The organism is Longirhabdus pacifica (assembly GCF_004115085.1).
Lineage (GTDB): Bacteria > Bacillota > Bacilli > Paenibacillales > DSM-105158 > Longirhabdus > Longirhabdus pacifica.
Map to the genome: position 1 here is coordinate 1 of NZ_QXJP01000020.1, position 21257 is coordinate 21257.

The following is a 21257-nucleotide window of genomic DNA, read 5'->3' on the forward strand; positions in this document are numbered from 1 at the left end:
GTAAGTATCAATCCAAAGTGCTAAAAACCTATTGAACACAAAACGAGAACAGCCGATTGTTTTGGCAATTAGTATTTCTTGTTCTTGATTCGGATAGATACGAAACTTATAGGCTTTATTGACTAACATTGTTATCACCTCACTTTCTAGCAATATCTAAATTATAACAAACAATCTTAGGCTACGCCTACCGACATTCATCTCCTACTTACTCATGGGGCTACGCCCTTCTCACCGTTGAAGTGGGAGTCTTCTGTCGGAAAAAGATAAAGCCCCCTATGCTCTTACTCACCATAGGGGGCTCACTATTCCTTCTTGTTTATGGATGAATAAATGCCGCAATCGTTCTAACCATCGCGCCTGTAGCATACTTCGGATCAATATCGCTTTGTTGATTCAACCAAGATGATCCGCCTGTATCTAGATGAATCCAAGGAGTTCCTTCAGCAAACTCTCCAATAAATAAACCAGCTGTAATCATAGAACCGCCCCTGCCAGGACTGTTATTAATATCTGCCACATCACTCTTTAATTTTTTTCTCAACTCTTCGTACGATGGCATCAACCATACTTTTTCACCACTATACTTTGTTGCTTCATGGAAGTCTTGCCAAAAAGCTTCATTATTTGTTACTGCACCCGTTGCTACATGATCCAATAGTACAAGCACAGCACCTGTTAAGGTGGAGTTCTCAATAATTTTTGTTGCGCCAAGCTGCTTGGCATACGTCATAGCGTCAGCTAATACAATTCTACCTTCGGCATCCGTATTGAGCACTTCAATCGTTTTACCGCTTAATGTGGTAATTACATCCCCCGGTTTATACGCTGTACTTGAAGGCATATTTTCAGCAGCTGGAATGACGGCAATGACATTTTTTTTCGGCAAACTCTTTCCGATAATATCCATGACACCAAGAACAACTGCGCCTCCTCCCATGTCACTAACCATTTCTGCCATTCCGGCATTAGGTTTAATGGAGATACCACCTGTATCAAACGTAATCCCTTTTCCCACAAGTGCAATGACGTCATCACTATTTGGGTCACCTTGATATTGAAGTGTAATCATACGCGGTGGATTCGCACTACCTTGACCCACTGCAAGCACACCACCCATGCCCTTTTGTTTCATTTGTTGTTCATCTAAAATTTCGTAGGAGAAGTTGTGCTGTTTTGCTAATCTCACTGCTTCCTCTGCAAACATTTCTGGTGTAAATTTATTACCCGGTAGATTGGTTAAATCTCTCGCATAGTTCGTACCTTTTGCTAATGTCAGTGCATAGGTCAGCTTCTGCTCCAAGGCTACTTTATCGTGTGTACTACCGCTCAAATCTATGGTCACTGTATGTAGTTTAACCGACGGTGAAGCGTCTTTCTGATACGATTTAATTTCGTATTGTCCTAATTGCAACCCTTCTACAAATGCAGCTAACATCGGGATGATCTCTTCTGTTGCCTGACTCATCAAATGAGAAAGATCAGTCACTTGCAATGTTGTTAATTCATGCTGCATTGCCTCCCTGCCCATTTTCACACCTATCATTCTCCAAGCGTGCGTATCCATCATGTCAGAACCTATGCCTGCGTATACAATGGAATCAGCTGCTATAAGGCCGTAAGTGGGGAAAAGACGAAATTGCTTTAACTTCCCTGTAAACATCTTTTTTTGCTGCAAATCCACGATCGCTTGATCCAGCTGCGGATGAATAGAAGGTAAATCAGACGTTCCCTCTTGTACTACTGTTATCCAAGCGCTTTGCGGTGTTACTGCTGTTTTATATGCTTCATCTTCAATCAGATGTATAGTTATCATATTTTCGTTCATCCATTAACCCTCCATTTTTCTATTACCTTATTTCATTATAAAGCAAATAGACGGTTATTCAATGCAATATATTTATTCCTTTAAAGATGCGATGAGGAAATCTTCCACCTCTTGATCCGTATTAGCGATTAGATTCATGTAAGCGTATTGTGTTTCCCCATCTTCTGAATCCCATGTGACTTTAACGTATACTTTCTTATAATCTTCCAGGAAAACGTCATCCACCGTTAGTTCACTTAAACCGAAAGAAGTTCCTACTACCATACCTGGTGCTTCATCGCCTTGTTTTAACTCTCTCGGGACAATATCAACATCCCAGTCCCCCATCAAAGTAGAAGTAAACTTGCTAATGCTATAAAAATAAAATCGCTCCACAATACTCTGATGCAATGCCATACTTAATTCAACATCGTACATTCTTTCTTTTGCATTGTCTAAATCCAGCGAATAATGTAAACCTTCATCCTTGCTACTACTAATAGATACTTGTATTTCAAACATATCACTTTCTTTTACATAACCTTCTTTTTGCTTTTGCAATACATCTTCTTTCTCTTCTTCAAAAGTCCATTTTGCATCCTCATATACGTAATATCCCGCGGCAAACAAAACGATCACCGCCGCAATCACCAACCATTTTTTCATATCAACACTCCTTTTCTTTTACTTTTGTCTTCTGCATACATTTAAGGTAGTAACGTTTTGTGCTGATATTGTATACCCCAAGCATTTATTTCCAATTTTATCATATTACGCAAACTACTGCGCAAAAAAAGACTAACGCAATATCGCGATAGCCTTTCCCGTTAACCTATGGTGTACCTTTAAACACAAAATGTAACGTTACCCTAGACTGAGAAATACAATACCTTTACCATTTCCAGCTATGTCACATGTTCATGTCAATCTAGTGTATTGCTCTCTGTGTAAACTGGCTTTTTTGTTACTTAACACTTGCAATCGATGTTTCAACTTACCTTCCCAATCTTTATCCTGAATAGACTGAGCAAACAATAACAAATCTAACGCTATATTAATCTGATCAGAAACGATGTTTTGTTCCGTATCGGATTCGGTATTCACACAATTATCGTAAAGATGTTCCAATTTCTCTGCATGAAAGTACTGCTGAAAATCTACTTCTATTGCAAGATCATCCTGTGCGTATTCTGCAAGAATCTCGAACTCTTGTTGCACTCGATGATGCACTTCTGTCCTTTTACAAACAGGGCAAAACAGCATCGGAACATTAATAATGTGTGTCTTGTTATAACGTAAATTGCCTGTATCTCCAATCATACTAGCTCCACAACAAAAACTCATATGCTACTCCTCCTGCTCCCTTTCATCTACTTCATGCATAATGGTTATACTGTAATCCCTTCACACACCATATGCAAGAGAAAGTTATTGGATGAGTTGTTAGCTTCTGCTACTCTAATGCTAGCTTTAATTCTTGTATCGGTTCAATATCTCCGCTTACTAATAATCGATCACCCATTTGTATTTGTGATGTTCCATGAGGGATAATGAATGAATCTCCTCGGTAAATACGCAAAATCAATGTGTTGTCTAAGAAAGGTAAGTCTTTCAAATATACATTATGATACAGTCCATTGTTCACTTCGACTTCCTGTATAGAATCATCATGATCCGTCATTAACTTGACTGCACTTGGATGCTCTATCACGGCTTTCAACAGCATACGAGAAGCATATAGAGTGGACATCGTCGTTACCCCCTGCTGCACTTCATCCAGCTTGGCAGGATCTTCAATACGTACAATAACTTGTTCCATGTACAATGACTTAGCATGATTACCTAAAGCAATATTGACATCATCATCCATCGTTCCAAATACAATCACATCGGCATTAAATGCGCCTTGCTCCGTTAACACATCCACAGATAACGATGGTACTTCCATTAGTGGGAATTTACTATGCTTGTCCCCTTTCCCATCATCCTCTAGTGGGTGTGCACTATACATTTCTACACTATAACCTTCATGTATTAAATCTTGAGATACAGGCAGTGTAATATGATTTGCTCCGACAATAGCAATAACTTTTTGCTTAGACTCTACATCAGGGAATACCTGATTAAACAATATGGGAGCAATTAAACAAGATAACACGGCAACAAGTATGAGTGCGCCTTGCATCGTTTCATCAATAATGCCAACATCCACAGCAACCGTTGCTGCGACAATAACTAAACTTAACGTTGAAGATAGTAAGATACCAGAACCGAGCACTTCTTTCCATGAGTACCAGAACCTTAATATTAATGCAGGTACAAACTTAGAAATAAATATAGCAGCAAGGAGTAACGGGATAAAGAATAGCACTTTAACATCCGTTAATAACTCCCATACGTTCATGTTGACTCCAATCATGACGAAGAATATCGGAATGAGAAAACCATAACCAAATGAATCTAATTGATGTATGAATTCTCTGTTCGGTGCCACTACAGATACAATGACTCCCGCTAAAAATGCACCTAAAATCATTTCTACTTGCAGCGTTTCTGACAAGACGACGAACAATAATATAAGCGCAAACACGGCTCGCGTACCCATCTGTACTGTCCCTGTTTTTAATGCATCCAGCACTTTCCCACGCATCACTCGACGAATAAATACAAAGACACCAATAACGACGACGAAAAACAGTAACAAATAAAACATTTGCTCTCTACTCTCCGAAGATACGCTAATAAAGAAAGCGAGTAAAATCATCGTCACAAAATCTGAAACCACTGTCACCATGAGTAAGGTTTGTCCCAATGGGGTTTCCAGCAAACGCTTTTCTTTCAAAACGGGAACGACTACACCTAATGATATGGTAGATATAATTATCGTCATTAAATAAGGTTCGGTAACGACGCCCACTAGCATTAATAACAGTGCAAGCCCGTATGAAATAGCTAGAATAAAAATAAATATCACGATGGATAGCGTAATGGGATTGACCTTCACCTTACTATTATTTCTTTTATTACTAAAAGATTTGAAATCAATTTCTAATCCACTCAAAAACATTAAATAAATGAGGCCAAATGTCGACAGTAAAGTCAACCATTCATCTTCCGCGATAATATCAAGACCACTTTTACCCAGCAATAAACCTGCAATAATTTCGGCTACGACTACTGGAATCATTTTTAATTTAAAGCGATGTAATATAATTGGTACGATAAAAGCTACACCCACTACGATCATTAAAGATACGAGTGATGTTTCTGTTCCATGTTCCATTTCTCTTCACCCCTACACTCTCACATTGAAAAAGAAAGCCAGAGAATCTCATTCTCTGGCTTTTTCTAGATAATTATACCATAAGGTTTGTACATGTTCTACTTTGAAGTAAATGAGTGTTTTCTTTTTATTTTAGAATTTTCTTTCTATTATATAGGTTGCACGATACTAAAAAGAAATTATATTTTTTTATTAAGAATCTGTACTGTATGTTTCTACGTATTTTTCAGCTGTCCATAGTTTGTCCAATTCAGCAGTATCAGACACTTTAATTTTAATCATCCAGCCTTTTTCAAATGAAGATTGATTGACGAATTCAGGCGATACATCCAACGCTTCATTAATTTCTACAATTTCACCAGTTACTGGAGCATACAGTTCGGATACTGTTTTTACAGATTCCAAACTACCGAATGGTTCAGCATATTCGACTGTATCCCCTACTTCAGGTAGCTCTACGAATACAATCTCGCCTAATTCATTTTGCGCAAATTCCGTTATCCCTGCTGTGACGACATCACCTTCTACTTTTACCCATACGTGCTCATCACTATATTTATACTCTTTTGGTACGTTCATGGTTATCCCTCCTATGTTTCTACACCTAATACTTTATGTAATCTTTTTTCCACCAAGGCTAAACCTTTTTCACCTGCTTGAAAATGTCTCAGCTTTTGCTCACCATCAAACAAGTAATAGGCTGGAACATATTCATTCTGAAATACATCCGTAACGACATGTTTGTTATCCACCATTACTGGATGTTCCAAATTATACTGCTTAATGACGTCTTTGACAACGGTAATATCCGTATCTTTCTCTGACCGAGGCATATGAACACCGATGACTTGTAAATCATATTCCTGTTCGTATTTACTTCTCCATTCATTGATTAGTGGTAAACCTTCTTTACACATATGACAACTGACTGCCCAAAAATGAATGAGAACGGGTTTTCCTTGTACATCTTCTTTGGAAACTTCCCCATTTATCCATTCGGTTACGCCTTCAAAAGCAGGAAGTTCAGACCGCAATCGCATTGGCATCCTGTTCAACTCCTTTTCAAAAAGTTCATTTTACTTATATTAAATGGAAAACACCCTCCATGAAAGGAGAGTGTACGATATGATAAAGTATCTCAGCCTGATACTAAATTGTCATCTCCAGGTTTCCAATTGGCTGGACATAGTCCACCAGATTGCAATGCTTGAAGTACACGAACCGTCTCATCCACACTCCTACCCACATCGTTATGATTGACGACCTGATATTTCACTTCCCCTTCCGGATCAATAATGAATAATCCACGGAGTGCGACACCTTCTTCTTCAATTAAAACGCCATAATCACGTGCAACTGATTTCGTTATATCTGCTGCTAATGGAAACTTTATATTGCCCAGTCCATTGGAATCTCGCGGTGTGTTAATCCATGCACGATGAGAAAATTTGCTGTCCACGCTCACGCCTAAAATTTCCGTCTCCAGATCTTCAAAAATCTCTGCTTCATCACTTAAAGCTGTAATTTCGGTAGGACATACAAAAGTAAAATCAAGTGGATAGAAAAACATAATGAACCACTTGCTTTTGTAATCAAATAATGAAGCCTGTCCAAATGCTTGTCCGTCTCCTAATGCTGTCTCCATGGTGAAATCAGGAGCAGGTTTACCTACTAAACGCTCTGCCATTTTAACGAGAGTCCTCCTTATATGCTTCAATATACTGTGATAATGAATGAACCATCTATTACAAACATCCTTCTACTTTAGTATTCCCTGTTTACTCACCATAATATAACAAATAATCAGTACAGGATGATGACCTGTCATGTTGCTATTCTTTTATGTATATTTACTTATTTTTAGTAAAATTTTACTTAATTACAGTAAAAACACATTGCTATCTCTTTTTTTATGTGCTACATTTTTATTTGAAAGCGGCGAATAGCGGGTTGTAGCACTATTAGTGTAACAATTCAAAATTTTCTGTTTATTTAATTTTACTAAAACTAATACTTAAGGAGGAATGTCTGTATATGTCATTAAAAATGATGACAATCACTTTATTTGCTTTTGCCATATTCCAAGCTTCTGTCATCACTACACTAGCAAAAGAAAACTACTCTATTGACTGGGATGCTATTTTCAATTGGGATGAATTAGATGTAGGGTTGTACTGGTTTGACGAGAACAATCAACCTTCCAAAACAGAAAATTTTATAGCTGATCGCCCAACTGTCATTTATGTTCATGGATGGCAAAATGGAACAACATTAAATAAATTTAGAGAGAGCTTTTTATTTAGCGATACAGATAAATATGGTGAAGAAATATATGCCAACACGTTGACTTCATGGAAACAACAAGGATGGAACGTCGGTATATTTTACTGGAATCAATTGTCTGATGAAGGTGAAGTGAAAGATGCAGAAGCCAAAATCTGGACTAGCGATTATAGTAATGTAGGTATGAGATGGAAAGATAGCACTGGTGAATCAAGATACGATAATATGCCACAAGTCTCGGCTGGGGAATTGTTCTATGATAGTTATGTGAAAGCCATGGAAGGTTATACAGGAAACAACATTCGGATAGTAGGACATTCTTTAGGTAATCAGATGGCTGTTCATGTGACGAAATTAATTAGTGATGATGTGAAGGCGGGAAACATCGCTGAAAATTTAATGCCAAATAGAATTGCTTTACTCGATCCGTATTATTCCAAATATGCAAAAGATTATCTTGGAGGTAAATGGACAGGAGAAGTGGTTCGTGAGTACGTGCAACAATTTATTCAAGATGGCGTTATTGTAGAAGCTACAAAAACAAGTGCGGCAACGGGTCCTTTAACAGGTGATGACAACAGGGAGCTGGAACAGATGGTTGCCTTTACGCAAATCAAACCGTGGGCGTATAGTGCAACAGATATTGCTAAAAAACACGTTTATGCTGTTCCTCATTATTTCTATCAATACGCTTTTAAAACCATGAACGATGACGCAGAAGTGAGAAGCTTAATGGAATCCAACAACAAAATGATTCATACAGATGGACATTTTACACTTACGCCAGAAGATGATGTGTTTATGGAAGTTCCTTATTAATGAAGCTGCTTGTAATTCTTTAATGTAAACACCTAAATGAAAGTCCCCCACCTTGTGAAGTAAAATGAAAAGCTTACACAACATGGGGGATATTTACAGTGATTTAAATTGAATAGTATTTCCTCATTATCTCTTTAGACCATTCAGGTTGCTTGACCTCGCCTAAAGGAGAAAACTCTTCCATATACGTTTTGATATCCAGCACAGGGGTTCCATCAATAGCGTCCAATGATTGAACAGTGATGTGTAATCCATCCACTTTCAGCAACAGAAGATGAAGTTCCTCTAAACTCTATTACACCGTACCCATTGCCTCCACAATAGCATCACCCATTTGTGAAGTTGTCAACTTACTTTCTGGTGACACAGCAATATCGCTAGTTCTATTCCCATCATCTAATACTTTCTTTACTGCTTTTTCAATGGTACTTGCTATTTCCTGCTCATCAAAGCTTAATTGAAACATTAAAGCAAGGGAAAGTATGGTTGCAATGGGGTTGGCAAGCTGTTCTCCCGCTATATCTGGCGCTGATCCATGTACAGGTTCATATAGACCAAAACTTCCTTCTCCTAATGAAGCTGAAGATAACATTCCGATAGATCCCGTGAGCATTGCCGCTTCATCACTAAGGATATCTCCAAACATGTTCTCCGTCACAATGACATCAAAGCTAGCCGGACGACGCAATAACTGCATGGCACAATTATCAACAAGTACGTGCTCCAACTCCACATCTGGATAGTCTGTTGCTACTTTTTCCACTACTTCTCTCCATAACCTAGATGTCTCTAACACATTGGCCTTATCTACGGAAGCTAGTTTTTTGTTTCGTTTGCGCGCAATTTCAAATGCTTGCGTAACAATTCTTTCTACTTCTGACTCACTATATGCACAAGTATCGACAGCAACTTGCCCTTCTGCCGTATCTTTTCTAAATTTATCCCCAAAGTAAATGCCGCCTGTCAATTCTCTGACCACGATCATATCTGTTCCTTTTAACACTTCTGGTTTAATGGTTGATGCATCCATTAAGCAATCAAAAACGACTGCGGGGCGAATGTTAGAATACAACCCCAGTTCTTTTCTTAAAGCAAGCAATCCTGTTTCAGGGCGAAGCTCTTTGGGATTGTTATCCCATTTCGGACCTCCCACTGCACCTAATAAAACAGCATCTGCTTTTTTACACAGTTCTAATGTAGAGGAAGGAAGTGGACTACCAGCTTCATCAATCGCTATGCCTCCAAATAAACCTTCTTCTATTTCAAATTTAACGTCGAAAAGAGACTCACATTTTTCCAGCACTTTCAACGCTTCTGTTACTACTTCTGAACCAATACCATCGCCACGTAGTACTGCTATTTTTTTTACTTTTGCCATATGCACTCACGCTCCTAAATTAATCTATATACATGTTATACCACGCATGACTCTAGTTGGCTAAGATATTAATTCTATGATCTTTATAGATTTAAACTATGAATAAGAGCAGATGATACAGAAAACTAATTTATTGGTTTATCCAACAACATGACGCTGATGCTACTGAGAAGATTTCAATTGTGTCCTACTGCACATTATGGCTACTTTTCCGATCAGCTAAGTGTAGCCGATCAAATTTAGATCCCTCCTATGTAGTATCTACATACTTTTTCATTCCACTAACCAGTTTATGGTATGATAGATTTAAGAGTTTTCAATAGAACGGCTCACGAGGGCTTGGCTCACCTTATCGTTTTCTTTTCATCAACTCGGAAAAGAGAGGAGGTGTTGCCACGATGATAATTAGACTAAAACTTGTTATTAAAGGATTAGGTAGGAGAATTGTCCATCGAGTTTACTACGAAAAAAAAGTAAGCTGCCCTCGTCCAAAGGTTGCAGCTTACTTTTTGTGACTAAACATGAGCCATGCCCTTCTGGGCATCTATTGTTACTCCACCACAAGTGTTCGAGCACTTGTGGTTTTTATTTTAGTGTACCCACTTGTAACTCTTATTATATCACAATCAATTTTTTTGTATAATTAAATATACACACTACCAACTATCAAAGTTATTTTGCATATTTAATTATACAAAATGTAATTCAGGTGATGAGCGTTCTTCCTCACAGTAAGAGGTGATGCAATGAAAGTATACGAATTCATAACCCTGATTTTTACGCAGGTAGGTTGCGTGTAGGAAAGATTCATACGCTTTAACATCCCAGTAATGCCTCGTATCGGAGGAGGTGTATACAAACTCTCGTTGGATGAAATTTGCGAATAAATCCGCTATCCAATTAAATAAAGCTGAAAATCCTACATTCAAAGGAACTTGAGACACAATGATCTTTTAATACTTCTCTTTGTTATTTTCAAGTTCTTCCACTATGATTGTTTTCTAATAAGCTCTTTAATCCTTAATCTAACCTATTGATTATGCTTGCTGGACTAGTCTTTCTTACATTATGTATCATCCATGATAAAAAAGGATATAGATCGTGTGTCCCCTTTTTTAGAAAGAACTTTTTGAATTTGTTTCATCATGTCTAGTTCTGTATGAGTGCATAGATACAGCTCGGCAAGGTGGTCGGCTCCTTAACCTTCAGCATTTCCCTTCAGTTTTTTAAAGGGAAGGAGGTGAGGAAAATGACAGTATATCAGTCACTAACGATAATGATACAATTCACTAGTGTAATTGTGGTGATACTGTTATTCAACAAAAAAAAGTAAGCCGCCCCCGTGTCTGCAAACAAATAAGCGACATCATATAAAGTTAAAGTTCTATACCGTACTTTGTTTAACATTGTTTAACATTTATTTTTCAGCAATAGCAAGATTAATCAAAATTTCAGTCTCACTATCGATTAAAATAGAAAAGATACTCCTCCACTTATAGCATTCTTCTTGATTTAATGTAACACGTCGTCATCTTAAAGTTTGTTAAAATGAAAATGCATTCCTAAACATATAAAAAGGGATGCAAAGAATTAAAGAAAGGAGAAAAGATTTTGTCCACATTACATATGAAAACCATTCTACAACGCAGTATTGATTATATAGACCAGCATCTAACGGAGCCCATTACTTTTCACGAAGTTGCACAGCAAGCAGGGTTTTCCCCCTACCATTTTCACCGTGTCTTTCATGGCATAACAGGTTTTACTATTACCGAGTATATCCGCAAACGAAGACTAACCGTCGCATCCTTTGCAATACTGCAAGGGAAAGAAAAGATTATAGACATCGCTTTACAGTGTCAATTTGAATCGCAAGCAGCTTTTACTAGAGCTTTTCAACAACAATTCGGAGTTACACCAGGAAAATACCGTTTAGATCGGCAACCCATACAAACTTTTCAAAAAATACATATTAGTAACGAATTAGACAGTTCAACACTTACTACAATACATCCTTCGCGTTTTGTGGAAAAAGATACTTTCTATATTATGGGCATGCAATGTAGTCATCTCCGGTATGATGGTACATCTAACGGTAATAAAATCCCTGTCATGTGGGAGCATCTTCTTGAACGTGAACATGAGATTGCTAGTCCAAACAAAGACATTACGTACGGTATATGTGCACCGCAAGATGAGACACATTTTTGTTACACAGCTGGGGCAGAAGTTGACGAAAATACCCCAACCATAAGCGGGATGGTAATACAAAAAGTGCCTGCTAACACCTATGCTGTATTTACCCATCAAGGACCTACACACAAGATTTCTGAAACATTAATGCACATTTTTAAAACTTGGCTGCCAGAGTCAGGATATGAAATATTACAAGCTCCTGATTTTGAACGATATGACCAGAGGTTTCTCGGTCCTCTTCATGAAGATAGTCAGATAGATTTATATTTTCCCGTTCAACCTATATCAATCGGCAAAGCGTAAACTTGTATCCCATCATTTCTTCATCTTATATAGCAAAAATGATCAACGCATTTAAGCAAACGAAATCAAAATAATAAGCTTCCAATATAGCATAATATAAGCAAGAGGTAACGATTGATCGCTCTTATATGTTTGAACAGAGTGAACTTACATTGGCCAATGTAAATAGGTGTCACAAATAACAATCTATATTGGAGGGTTTTGCATGAAAATGAAGAACGTTTTTAAAGAAGAATTTTGCGTTATAGGGATGGAGTGTACGCTAGATAAAAACAATTCCCGTCAAATACCACAGTTGTGGGATACGTTTATTGCACGTGAGCACGAATTGTCTGACATGGTAGTAAGCGAATCAACGTATGGCATCTGTTTTCCAGAAGAAGATTCTTTCTTGTATATGGCCGGAGCTGAGGTAAAAAAAGATGCACCTGCACTAAGCAACATGATATACAAAGAAATACCTGCTAGTTACTATGCAGTATACACACACCGCGGACCGGTAAGTAAGATAAAAGATACGATCTCTAAAATAAATGATCTATCAGAAAAAGAGCATGTATTTTTGCGTGCACCTGAGTTTGAATGTTATGATGAAAGATTTTTGGGACCCGATCATCCAGATTCAGAAGTAGACTTGTATTTTCCTATTAAATGATAAATGAGAAATAAAAACTATAAACTAAATAAGCTAGGTCGATGATAATAAGTAAATAAAAAAAGCCACAACCCAGTCACTCTTTGTCTTAGAGTCGTTACTGGGTTGTTACTATGATATAATTTGAATAAATTTCATTTACCATAACTCTACCAGAAAAAAGATTATCTTTTTCCGACAGAAGACTCCCACTTCAAGGAGTGAGAATGGCGTAGCCCAATGAGTAAGTGGGACATGAATGTCGGTAGGCGTAGCTTAAAATTAATGTTGAAATTCATACATTTTTACAACAACACTATCACTGAATTAGAGAGAATGGAGAACAACATAAAATGAAAAAGAAGAAGTTAATGATATGGATTTCACTTGTAGTCCTTGCTATTGCGGTATTTATGATAGTAGTAGGAGATAGAAGTGTGAATTTTGAAATATGGGAGTATGATCAGTTAGACTCTGAAATGAAAGCATGGGTGGATCAGGCAGAACCTAATCAATTTCATACTTATGAAGTGAAACGAGACGAGAGTGGATACGAAGCTTTCATTTACTATCTTTCAAGTCCTCTTAGTTATGTAACTTTAGAGGCAGATGTAAAGTTAAAAAGAAATGAATTAACATTTGATTTGAAAGCAATGGATGGAGTGAATGAGGATCAGTTGCGAAATAGCATCATTCTACATATAGACATACCACAGAATCCTGACAAAGTAAGGTTTTATTTTAACGAACAAGAGTTACCCAGTTCGATAACGAAAGGAGCGAGCTAGATTATGTCCCTTTTTCCATATGAAGTGTTCCTCTCCGTTATCCAAACAAAAAGTTTTACAAAGACTGGTGAACAATTAAGGTTGTCACAATCTGGAGTAAGCCACGTTATTTCCACTCTAGAGTCCGAACTAGGTGTTACACTTTTTTATAGAAGCAGAAATGGGAGTAATCTTACAGATGCAGGAGAAAGAATCGCGAAGCATGTTCAGCAAATCATGTACTATAATGAATTAATGCAACAAGAAGCGGCACAAATAAAAGGGCTTGTCGCAGGGAAATTGAAGCTAGGTTCCTTTCCAAGCGTTTCAGCAAAGTTACTTCCTAAGATCATCTCGTTATTCAATCAACAATATCCCCTCATTGAAATAGAGTTACATGAAGGAGGGTATGATGACATTTTAAAATGGCTGACAACAGGGCAAATTGAATTAGGCTTTATCATCCCGCCATGCAAAGAATTAGATTGGACTCCGTTATGCAAAGACTATTTACACCTTCTTATACCACAGCAGCATGCATTATATGCAAAAGACAATGTAACGATTCAAGATCTAGCACAACAAGCGTTCATTATGCCAAAAGCGGGATGCGATCAACTCATCAAACAAGCTTTCAAAGCGAATCATATTCAGCCTAATACGATATTAGAAGTGGCAGACAATATAACAATTTTATCTATGGTGCAAGAAGGAATAGGACTTTCTATTGTTCCGGAACTAGCTATACCTAACAACGTTACAGAGCCTTTTGCTTTCAAAATATTAAAATTAAATCCACCAGTATATAGAGAAGTAGGAATAGCTGCACGTTCCCTTCATTCTCTATCTCCTGCTGCCAGCCACTTTCTTACTATGACTAGAGAAACTTTGCAAGAAAAAAATAATGCAATAACTTTATAACATCAACGTACCTTCCATAACAACAACAGCAGAACCAGCAACTTTTACAACGGGCTGATTATTTTTCATTTCTACGTTAACATGCAATGTTCCAGGCCTTCCCATTGCATTACCTTGACCTATAGTTAAATGATGAGGCATTTTTGCATCAAGAAAGCCTTCTTTCATTAAATAACCTGCTAAAGCTCCATTAGCTGCACCTGTAACCGGATCTTCTTGAAGTCCGATAGCTGGAAGAAAATCACGTGTATACAGGTCATACTCTGCTTCATCTGTTTGAAATGTAAATAAATGCGTCGTGCTGATGCCATATTTTCGATTATGATCGGCTAACGCTGTAAAGTTAGGTTTTGCATGATCTATGGCGCTTTGATTTTTTACTGGTATTAAAAGATGCCAGTTTCCTGTACTTGCTAGCTTGATGGGATAATCATCATGAATGTCTTCTGCTTGTATTCCTAATAAAGATGCCGCTTCTGTTTGATGCATATTAATTTCTTTTATTTCTGGAGCAATTTGTGTCATTTCAATCTGAACCACACGCTGCTCTTCTTTTATCAACGTTAAAGGCACTAATCCTATATTCGTCTCCAATATAATTTCATTCGCTATCTCACCGTAACGAAAATGAGTGGCAAGCAGCCATCCCAATGCCACTGTTGCGTGACCACAAAAATTTATTTCCTCTTTAGGTGTGTAATACTTCACTTTGTAATCTGCTCCATGATGCTTTGTCTTTAAAAGAAACACCGTTTCAGATTGGTTTAATTCTGCTGCAATGTGTTGCATTTCTTTAACAGATAGTTCATCTCCATCAAGAACAACACCGGCAGCGTTACCACTAAATTTTTTGTCCGTAAAAGCATCAACTTGATACACCCTAATTTTTCTCATCGTTATCTCTCCTTCATTTTCCTTTTTATAGCTTAACTAAAGTGTATCTCCCTTTATTGTATTAGTAAAATGAATGTTTCTTATGTATTAGATGAGAAAAACTAATGTATGTGTTTTATCTTGATATTTACATGTAAAAAGAGCTACTCCCCCTAATGGAAAATAGCTCTCAACCCTAAACAAATTACCTATATTATTTATCGTAGTTCAGTCTTCTTTAACCCACCTACACTAACGACACATTGTCGCGCTTGCTCGCATCGCCTTGTTCCCGCTTTTCCAGCAAGCGATTTACAGCATGAATGTATGCTTTCGCACTGGCCTCAAGTATATCGGTACTTACACCTCTACCTTGCACGGTGATGTCATCTTGTGCCAAGATAACATACACCTCACCTTGTGCATCTTTACCGTGCGACACAGATACAATTTTGTAATCTTGCAACGTCACGGATTCGCCTGTTACTTTGTCTATCGCTTTGTAAATCGCATCTACAGAACCATTCCCAAGCGCTGCTTCTTCCAGTTGTTCACCTTCGCGAGTATGGATACTCACAGTAGCCATCGGTACGGATTTGTTACCGTAAGTGACTTGCATCGCTTCCAGTTTAAAATACTGTACGGTTTGAATTAACTTTTCTTCTACAATCGTACGAATATCATCGTCATTGACTTGCTTTTTCTTATCTGCTAAGTCTTTGAACTTTTGAAAAGCGGTGTTGATTTGATCATCTTCTAGTGTGTAGCCTAAGTCGATCAGCTTTTCACGAAAAGCATGTCGTCCAGAATGCTTCCCAAGCACCAACTTACTGTCTTTTACCCCAATCATGTCTGGCGACATAATTTCATACGTTGATTTCTCTTTGAGCATACCATCTTGGTGAATGCCTGCTTCATGAGCAAACGCATTGCCTCCCACAATGGCTTTGTTGCCTGGAACGACCATACCTGTTAATTTACTCACCATACGACTTGTGCGATATATTTCATCTAATTGCAACGATGTTTTCGCTTCATACACGCTGTTTCTCGTTTCTAGAGCAAGCGCCACTTCTTCTATCGCTGTGTTGCCGGCACGTTCTCCAATTCCGTTGATGGTCCCCTCGATTTGATCCGCCCCATTTTCGATAGCAGCAAGGGAATTGGCAACCGCCATGCCCAAATCATTATGGCAATGACAGCTGAGTATTATTTTTTCAATGCCAGGCACATTTTGTTTTAACGTTTTAAAAATATTCCCGTACTCTTGTGGTGTCATATAGCCTACCGTGTCTGGTAAGTTGACGATGGATACTCCTTCTTGCACTGCCATCGCTGTCACTTCACATAAAAAGTCTAACTCTGTTCGGCCAGCATCTTCAGCGGAAAACTCAATCTTGGAGAAATACTGCTTCGCATATCGTATAGATGCTCTCGCTTGTTCCATGACTTGCTCTTTACTCATCTTCAATTTATATTTCCGATGTATAGGAGATGTTGCAAGAAATAAGTGCAGACAAGGGTTTTCAGCATATTGCAATGCCTCCTTTGCCGCTTCTATATCTTGTTCTCTCGAGCGAGAAAGGGCGACGACGGTAGCGTTTTTCACCGCTTTTGCCACGGTACTCACACTGGTTAAATCTCCTGGTGATGCTGCAGGAAACCCCGCTTCCATGAGATCTACACCCAACTTTTCTAATTGCAGCGCGACCTGCACCTTCTCTTGGGTATTTAGATTTACACCTGGTGACTGCTCACCATCTCTTAATGTTGTATCGAACACATGAATTTTTCTCATCCCCAACACCTCCTTTAGTATAGACCATCCACTCAACTTGTTTTTTTATTTATTGATCCACTGCATCATGTCACGAAGCTTACTACCTACTTGCTCAATAGAATGCTCTGATTCTTTGCGACGTGTTGCAGTGAAGAACGCACGATTGGATTGATTTTCTAAAATAAAGTTACGTGCGAACGTACCATCTTGGATATCTTCTAGTACTTTTTTCATTTCTTTCTTTGTTTCTTCGGTCACGATTCTTGGACCTGTTACGTAGTCACCGTATTCTGCTGTGTCACTAATAGAATGACGCATCGTAGCCAATCCACCTTCATACATTAAATCTACGATCAATTTCAATTCATGTAGACACTCAAAATATGCAACTTCTGGTTGGTATCCTGCTTCTGTCAACGTTTCGAAACCAGCTTTTACTAATGCTGTCGCTCCGCCGCAAAGTACCGCTTGCTCTCCGAATAAGTCTGTTTCTGTTTCCTCACGGAACGTCGTTTCGATTAAACCCGCACGTGTACAGCCAATGCCTTTTGCATATGCTAAACCAATGGCATGCGCATTTCCTGTTGCGTCTTGTTCTACCGCGATTAGCCCTGGTACTCCGAAGCCTTCAACATACGTGCGACGCACTAAATGTCCCGGTGATTTTGGAGCAATGAGCAGTACGTCCGTCTTCTCATTCGGTACAATTTGGCCATAATGAACATTGAAACCATGGGAGAACAATATCGCTACCCCGTCTTTCAAATGTGGCTCAATTTGTGTTTTATACACTGTACCTTGTACTTCATCTGGCATTAAAATTTGAATAACATCCGCTCTTTTTGCTGCCTCTTCTACTGTCACCACTTCAAATCCGTCTTCTTCCGCTGTATTCCAAGAACGGCCTGGACGAAGTCCAATAATCACGTTTAGTCCACTATCTCTTAAGTTTTGTGCTTGCGCATGACCTTGAGATCCATATCCTATAATTGCAATTGTTTTCCCCTGTAATACATTGATGTCTGCGTCTTGTTCATAATACATTGTTACTGCCATTGTTTATTCCTCCTCAAGAATATACGTTTAGTTAGTTTTTTGTTGACTTAATCCTCTTCTTAATGCAGTGACTCCCGTTCGGGAAAGTCCTGTAATACCAAATGGCTTTAATAATTCAATCATGGCGTCTACTTTATCCGTACCGCCAACCACTTGCACCATCATCGTTTTAGAACCTACATCGACGACGGAAGCACGGAACGTTTCCACAATGCCAAAAATTTGCTGTCTTTGCTCTACTTCTATTCCCACTTTAATTAACGCTAACTCTCTGGAAACCGTAGAATTGGAACTAAGTTCCACTACTTTGATGACATCAATCAATTTATACAGCTGCTTACTAATTTGCTCTACAATTTTGTCATCACCAGTCGTCACGATAATCATACGGGAAAGGCCCTGTTCTTCTGAACTACCAACTGTGATACTTTCAATATTGTATCCTCTTCTAGCAAATAACCCAGCAACGCGTTGAAGTACTCCTGGCTGATTATTTACGAGGATAGAGATTGTATATTTTTCCTGTTTCATTGCTCATCCCCCATAATCATTTGATCAATGGTTTTCCCTTGTGTGACCATCGGATACACATTTTCCGATTGAGATACACAAAATTCTATGAGTACAGGTCCATTTATATCTAGCGCTTGCTTCCATACTTCCGCTGCCTCTGCTTTGTTGCTCGCTCGCAGCCCTCGTACCCCATACGCTTCTGCTAATTTCACAAAATCTGGACTACCTTCGAGGTTAATATGACTGTAGCGCTCATCGTAAATAATTTCCTGCCACTGACGTACCATGCCGAGTACACCATTGTTAATGACCACGACTTTGACGGGAATGTTGTGGATGGCACAAATCGCTAACTCTTGCGCACACATCTGCATTCCACCATCACCATTAATAGAAATGACAAGGCGATTTCTATCTGCCATTTGTGCCCCTACGGCTGCAGGAAAACCAAATCCCATCGTACCTAGTCCACCAGATGTAATGAGAGAACGAGGATGATTGAATTGATAATATTGTGCAACCCACATCTGATGCTGACCAACGTCCGTTGTAATAATGGCTTCTCCGTCGGTCGTGTCGTTAATCATAGAAATAACATACTGAGGTTTAAGCTCTTCTTCGCTGTCCGCAAAGGATAACGGATATTCTTTCTTCCACGTTTGCACTTTCTGAACCCAAGCATCTGTATTGGCACGTTCTACTTTCTTATTCGCATATTCCAAGACGTGTTTGATATCTCCCACACAAGGAATAGCGGTCTCTAATGTTTTTCCAATTTCAGCAGGATCAACATCGATATGGGCAATCGTTGCTTTCGGTGCAAATCCTTTAGTATTCATCGTTACCCTATCGTCAAATCTTGCTCCAATACCAATGAGAAGATCACAATTTTGAATGGCATGATTCGCTGCATACGTCCCATGCATACCCGGCATGCCCAACCATAATTCATGGTTACTAGGGAATCCACCAATGCCCAACAACGTCGTCGTCACTGGAATATTTGTCGTATTGGCAAACTGCAACAATGCTTGATCTGCATCAGCATGAATAACGCCATTACCTGCTAGTATGACAGGCCTTTCCGCTTGCTGTATCGCTTCTACAAGTCTGTTAACTTGTAATTTATTTGGCATGACCGTAGGATGATACCCTCTTATATTAACGCTAGGAAGCGGATTGAATATCGCTTTGTTCGCTGAAACATCTTTCGGTATATCGATTAGTACGGGGCCTTTTCTCCCAGTACTTGCAATATGAAATGCCTCTTGGATGACGGATGATAAGTCCTCCGCTTTCTTTACAAGATAGCTATGCTTTGTAATCGGTAGTGTAATGCCAGTAATGTCTGCTTCTTGGAAAGCATCCGTGCCAATAGCAGTTGTAAATACGTTACCCGTAATGACAACGAGTGGGACAGAGTCCATATTTGCGGTCGCAATGCCTGTGACCAAATTTGTAGCCCCTGGTCCTGACGTTGCGATACACACGCCTACTTTTCCTGTGGATCTTGCATACCCATCAGCAGCGTGAATGGCACCCTGCTCATGCCTCGTTAACAAGTGCTTGAAATGCGGATTGTCATGCATGGCATCGTAAATGTAAAGTACAGCCCCTCCAGGATAGCCAAAGACACATTCCACACCTTGTAACAATAAAGATCGTAATAATATTTCTGACCCCGTAATTTCATCTGGCTGCATCAATTGTTCTCTAAGCTCATCATTCAATACCGATGATGGTTGATTTTTCATTTGCGCTTGCATATTTATTCCTCCTCTCTCATATTTAAAATAAAATAAACCCCTCTCGTTCCCGACACATATGTGTACAGGGACGAAAGGGGTTAGCTTTCGTGGTACCACCCTCATTTACTACATGCCTCACGACATATAGTCTCCATAGGTAAAAATTTACCTAAGCATCATAACGTATGCTAACCGATTTTCCCTAGTAAAGACTAGTCTCTTTCAGGAAAATAGCTCCGAGGTGAGCTCGTTAATTAGGGATTAAGGTGAAGCTCTCAGCTAAATTCTTCACTCTCTGAACATAAGTGCCCTACAACTTCTTCCTCTTCATTGCTAGTAACTGTTCATGAATTTTCTATCATTATAGCGGCTGTATTTTAAAGTGTCAATGTATTTTTATTAAAAAAACATAACGAATATATTGTAAACGTTTTCATTTTATTGCAAACAAAAAGAACTGCTTATATCACAGTTCTTTTTGCTTTCTTGCTCTATGTTATCGTTTTAACGTGATGCAAAAACGACTAAGCTTGTACTTTTTGTTTTGCGATTCCTGCAAGATCCGCAAATGCTTTTGCATCGGAAACAGCTAAATCAGCTAACATTTTACGGTTAATGTCAACGCCAGCTAATTTTAAACCGTGCATTAATTTACTGTAAGACAATCCGTTTATACGTGCAGCTGCGTTAATACGAACGATCCATAATCTACGGAAATCACGCTTACGCTGACGACGGTCACGGTATGCATACATGTAAGATTTCATTACTTGTTCATTTGCTGTTTTATATAATCTATGCTTTGAGCCAAAGTAACCTTTAGCAAGCTTTAATATTTTATTACGACGACGACGTACTACAAATCCGCCCTTTACTCTTGCCATTTATAAAACCTC

At 38.7% G+C, this 21257-nt stretch carries 22 protein-coding genes and 1 other annotated feature; of the genes, 6 read left to right on the top strand and 16 right to left on the bottom strand.

The genetic code is table 11. The annotated features are described in order from the left end of the window. The 8 genes from D1Z92_RS13170 to D1Z92_RS13205 form a co-directional block, all read right to left on the bottom strand. A partial coding sequence (locus D1Z92_RS13170) for a helix-turn-helix domain-containing protein (protein ID WP_164931619.1) occupies positions 1–129 on the bottom strand: 129 nt, incomplete at its 3' end. A gap of 190 nt (positions 130–319) precedes the next feature. After that, a complete protein-coding gene (locus D1Z92_RS13175) occupies positions 320–1828 on the bottom strand; it encodes a leucyl aminopeptidase (protein WP_128896139.1) in 1509 nt (502 codons plus the stop codon). Positions 1829–1900: 72 nt separating this feature from the next. After that, positions 1901–2473 (bottom strand): hypothetical protein, encoded by a 573-nt coding sequence (locus D1Z92_RS13180; RefSeq protein ID WP_128896140.1) that lies wholly within the window; start codon positions 2471–2473, stop codon positions 1901–1903. A gap of 252 nt (positions 2474–2725) precedes the next feature. Next, positions 2726–3151, bottom strand: a complete 426-nt coding sequence (locus D1Z92_RS13185) for a hypothetical protein (RefSeq protein WP_128896141.1) — start codon at positions 3149–3151, stop codon at positions 2726–2728. A 109-nt stretch (positions 3152–3260) separates the two neighbouring features. Further along, positions 3261–5090: a cation:proton antiporter family protein gene (locus tag D1Z92_RS13190; protein WP_128896142.1), complete on the bottom strand. Its 1830-nt coding sequence runs from the start codon at positions 5088–5090 to the stop codon at positions 3261–3263. A 192-nt stretch (positions 5091–5282) separates the two neighbouring features. After that, positions 5283–5669 carry a glycine cleavage system protein GcvH gene (gene gcvH, locus D1Z92_RS13195; protein ID WP_128896143.1) on the bottom strand — a complete coding sequence of 129 codons (387 nt, stop codon included), beginning with the start codon at positions 5667–5669 and terminating at the stop codon, positions 5283–5285. 11 nt (positions 5670–5680) lie between these two features. Beyond that, complete coding sequence (locus D1Z92_RS13200; protein WP_128896203.1) at positions 5681–6130, bottom strand: redoxin domain-containing protein; 450 nt, start codon at positions 6128–6130, stop codon at positions 5681–5683. Between the two features lie 98 nt (positions 6131–6228). Next, positions 6229–6777, bottom strand: a complete 549-nt coding sequence (locus D1Z92_RS13205) for a peroxiredoxin (protein WP_128896144.1) — start codon at positions 6775–6777, stop codon at positions 6229–6231. Between the two features lie 347 nt (positions 6778–7124). Here D1Z92_RS13205 and D1Z92_RS13210 point away from each other — a divergent pair, with 347 nt between their 5' ends. Further along, positions 7125–8192 (top strand): hypothetical protein, encoded by a 1068-nt coding sequence (locus D1Z92_RS13210; RefSeq protein WP_128896145.1) that lies wholly within the window; start codon positions 7125–7127, stop codon positions 8190–8192. A gap of 103 nt (positions 8193–8295) precedes the next feature. Here D1Z92_RS13210 and D1Z92_RS13215 read toward each other — a convergent pair whose 3' ends face one another. Together D1Z92_RS13215 and leuB are read right to left on the bottom strand one after the other, a co-directional pair. After that, complete coding sequence (locus tag D1Z92_RS13215) at positions 8296–8451, bottom strand: TrmO family methyltransferase domain-containing protein (RefSeq protein WP_240666732.1); 156 nt, start codon at positions 8449–8451, stop codon at positions 8296–8298. A gap of 36 nt (positions 8452–8487) precedes the next feature. Then, positions 8488–9570, bottom strand: coding sequence for a 3-isopropylmalate dehydrogenase (gene leuB / locus D1Z92_RS13220; protein ID WP_128896146.1), 1083 nt, complete (start codon positions 9568–9570; stop codon positions 8488–8490). Positions 9571–10819: 1249 nt separating this feature from the next. Here leuB and D1Z92_RS18005 point away from each other — a divergent pair. The 5 genes from D1Z92_RS18005 (at position 10820) to D1Z92_RS13240 (ending at position 14391) form a co-directional block, all read left to right on the top strand. Beyond that, positions 10820–10903, top strand: coding sequence for a hypothetical protein (locus D1Z92_RS18005; RefSeq protein ID WP_503104917.1), 84 nt, complete (start codon positions 10820–10822; stop codon positions 10901–10903). Positions 10904–11181: 278 nt separating this feature from the next. Further along, positions 11182–12069, top strand: coding sequence for an AraC family transcriptional regulator (locus tag D1Z92_RS13225; RefSeq protein ID WP_128896147.1), 888 nt, complete (start codon positions 11182–11184; stop codon positions 12067–12069). A gap of 205 nt (positions 12070–12274) precedes the next feature. Beyond that, positions 12275–12724 carry a GyrI-like domain-containing protein gene (locus D1Z92_RS13230; protein ID WP_128896148.1) on the top strand — a complete coding sequence of 150 codons (450 nt, stop codon included), beginning with the start codon at positions 12275–12277 and terminating at the stop codon, positions 12722–12724. Positions 12725–13056: 332 nt separating this feature from the next. Further along, positions 13057–13491 (top strand): hypothetical protein, encoded by a 435-nt coding sequence (locus D1Z92_RS13235; protein ID WP_128896149.1) that lies wholly within the window; start codon positions 13057–13059, stop codon positions 13489–13491. A 3-nt stretch (positions 13492–13494) separates the two neighbouring features. Beyond that, complete coding sequence (locus tag D1Z92_RS13240) at positions 13495–14391, top strand: LysR family transcriptional regulator (RefSeq protein WP_128896150.1); 897 nt, start codon at positions 13495–13497, stop codon at positions 14389–14391. On the opposite strand, the gene D1Z92_RS13245 is transcribed toward D1Z92_RS13240, so the two are convergent. The 6 genes from D1Z92_RS13245 to rplT all read right to left on the bottom strand — a co-directional run bounded on the left by D1Z92_RS13245 (position 14386) and on the right by rplT (position 21245). Next, the gene (locus tag D1Z92_RS13245) at positions 14386–15285 is read right to left on the bottom strand and encodes a PhzF family phenazine biosynthesis protein (RefSeq protein ID WP_128896151.1); all 900 of its coding nucleotides are present in this window, start codon (positions 15283–15285) and stop codon (positions 14386–14388) included. The genes D1Z92_RS13240 and D1Z92_RS13245 overlap by 6 nt on opposite strands. A gap of 226 nt (positions 15286–15511) precedes the next feature. After that, a complete protein-coding gene (locus D1Z92_RS13250; protein WP_128896152.1) occupies positions 15512–17062 on the bottom strand; it encodes a 2-isopropylmalate synthase in 1551 nt (516 codons plus the stop codon). A 45-nt stretch (positions 17063–17107) separates the two neighbouring features. Beyond that, entirely contained in the window at positions 17108–18100 is a 993-nt protein-coding gene (gene ilvC, locus D1Z92_RS13255) for a ketol-acid reductoisomerase (RefSeq protein WP_128896153.1), read from the bottom strand. A 27-nt stretch (positions 18101–18127) separates the two neighbouring features. Then, positions 18128–18631, bottom strand: coding sequence for an acetolactate synthase small subunit (ilvN, locus tag D1Z92_RS13260; protein WP_128896154.1), 504 nt, complete (start codon positions 18629–18631; stop codon positions 18128–18130). Next, positions 18628–20379, bottom strand: coding sequence for a biosynthetic-type acetolactate synthase large subunit (ilvB, locus tag D1Z92_RS13265; RefSeq protein WP_128896155.1), 1752 nt, complete (start codon positions 20377–20379; stop codon positions 18628–18630). The genes ilvN and ilvB overlap by 4 nt, the downstream gene beginning before the upstream one ends. 63 nt (positions 20380–20442) lie before the next feature. Then, positions 20443–20701, bottom strand: a binding site (T-box leader). A gap of 184 nt (positions 20702–20885) precedes the next feature. Continuing rightward, a complete protein-coding gene (rplT, locus tag D1Z92_RS13270; RefSeq protein WP_128896156.1) occupies positions 20886–21245 on the bottom strand; it encodes a 50S ribosomal protein L20 in 360 nt (119 codons plus the stop codon). Between the last annotated feature and the right edge of the window lie 12 nt (positions 21246–21257).

Bases quoted from the DNA above. Each gene is read 5' to 3' on its own strand.
- D1Z92_RS13210 (WP_128896145.1), top strand. From the start codon at position 7,125: ATGTCATTAAAAATGATGACAATCACTTTATTTGCTTTTGCCATATTC.
- D1Z92_RS13230 (WP_128896148.1), top strand. From the start codon at position 12,275: ATGAAAATGAAGAACGTTTTTAAAGAAGAATTTTGCGTTATAGGGATG.
- D1Z92_RS13240 (WP_128896150.1), top strand. From the start codon at position 13,495: ATGTCCCTTTTTCCATATGAAGTGTTCCTCTCCGTTATCCAAACAAAA.
- D1Z92_RS13245 (WP_128896151.1), bottom strand. From the start codon at position 15,285: ATGAGAAAAATTAGGGTGTATCAAGTTGATGCTTTTACGGACAAAAAA.
- D1Z92_RS13235 (WP_128896149.1), top strand. From the start codon at position 13,057: ATGAAAAAGAAGAAGTTAATGATATGGATTTCACTTGTAGTCCTTGCT.
- ilvB (WP_128896155.1), bottom strand. From the start codon at position 20,379: ATGCAAGCGCAAATGAAAAATCAACCATCATCGGTATTGAATGATGAG.
- rplT (WP_128896156.1), bottom strand. From the start codon at position 21,245: ATGGCAAGAGTAAAGGGCGGATTTGTAGTACGTCGTCGTCGTAATAAA.
- ilvN (WP_128896154.1), bottom strand. From the start codon at position 18,631: ATGAAACAGGAAAAATATACAATCTCTATCCTCGTAAATAATCAGCCA.
- D1Z92_RS13205 (WP_128896144.1), bottom strand. From the start codon at position 6,777: ATGGCAGAGCGTTTAGTAGGTAAACCTGCTCCTGATTTCACCATGGAG.
- D1Z92_RS13175 (WP_128896139.1), bottom strand. From the start codon at position 1,828: ATGAACGAAAATATGATAACTATACATCTGATTGAAGATGAAGCATAT.
- leuB (WP_128896146.1), bottom strand. From the start codon at position 9,570: ATGGCAAAAGTAAAAAAAATAGCAGTACTACGTGGCGATGGTATTGGT.
- gcvH (WP_128896143.1), bottom strand. From the start codon at position 5,669: ATGAACGTACCAAAAGAGTATAAATATAGTGATGAGCACGTATGGGTA.
- D1Z92_RS18005 (WP_503104917.1), top strand. From the start codon at position 10,820: ATGACAGTATATCAGTCACTAACGATAATGATACAATTCACTAGTGTA.
- D1Z92_RS13185 (WP_128896141.1), bottom strand. From the start codon at position 3,151: ATGAGTTTTTGTTGTGGAGCTAGTATGATTGGAGATACAGGCAATTTA.
- D1Z92_RS13200 (WP_128896203.1), bottom strand. From the start codon at position 6,130: ATGCGATTGCGGTCTGAACTTCCTGCTTTTGAAGGCGTAACCGAATGG.
- D1Z92_RS13250 (WP_128896152.1), bottom strand. From the start codon at position 17,062: ATGAGAAAAATTCATGTGTTCGATACAACATTAAGAGATGGTGAGCAG.
- D1Z92_RS13180 (WP_128896140.1), bottom strand. From the start codon at position 2,473: ATGAAAAAATGGTTGGTGATTGCGGCGGTGATCGTTTTGTTTGCCGCG.
- D1Z92_RS13190 (WP_128896142.1), bottom strand. From the start codon at position 5,090: ATGGAACATGGAACAGAAACATCACTCGTATCTTTAATGATCGTAGTG.
- ilvC (WP_128896153.1), bottom strand. From the start codon at position 18,100: ATGGCAGTAACAATGTATTATGAACAAGACGCAGACATCAATGTATTA.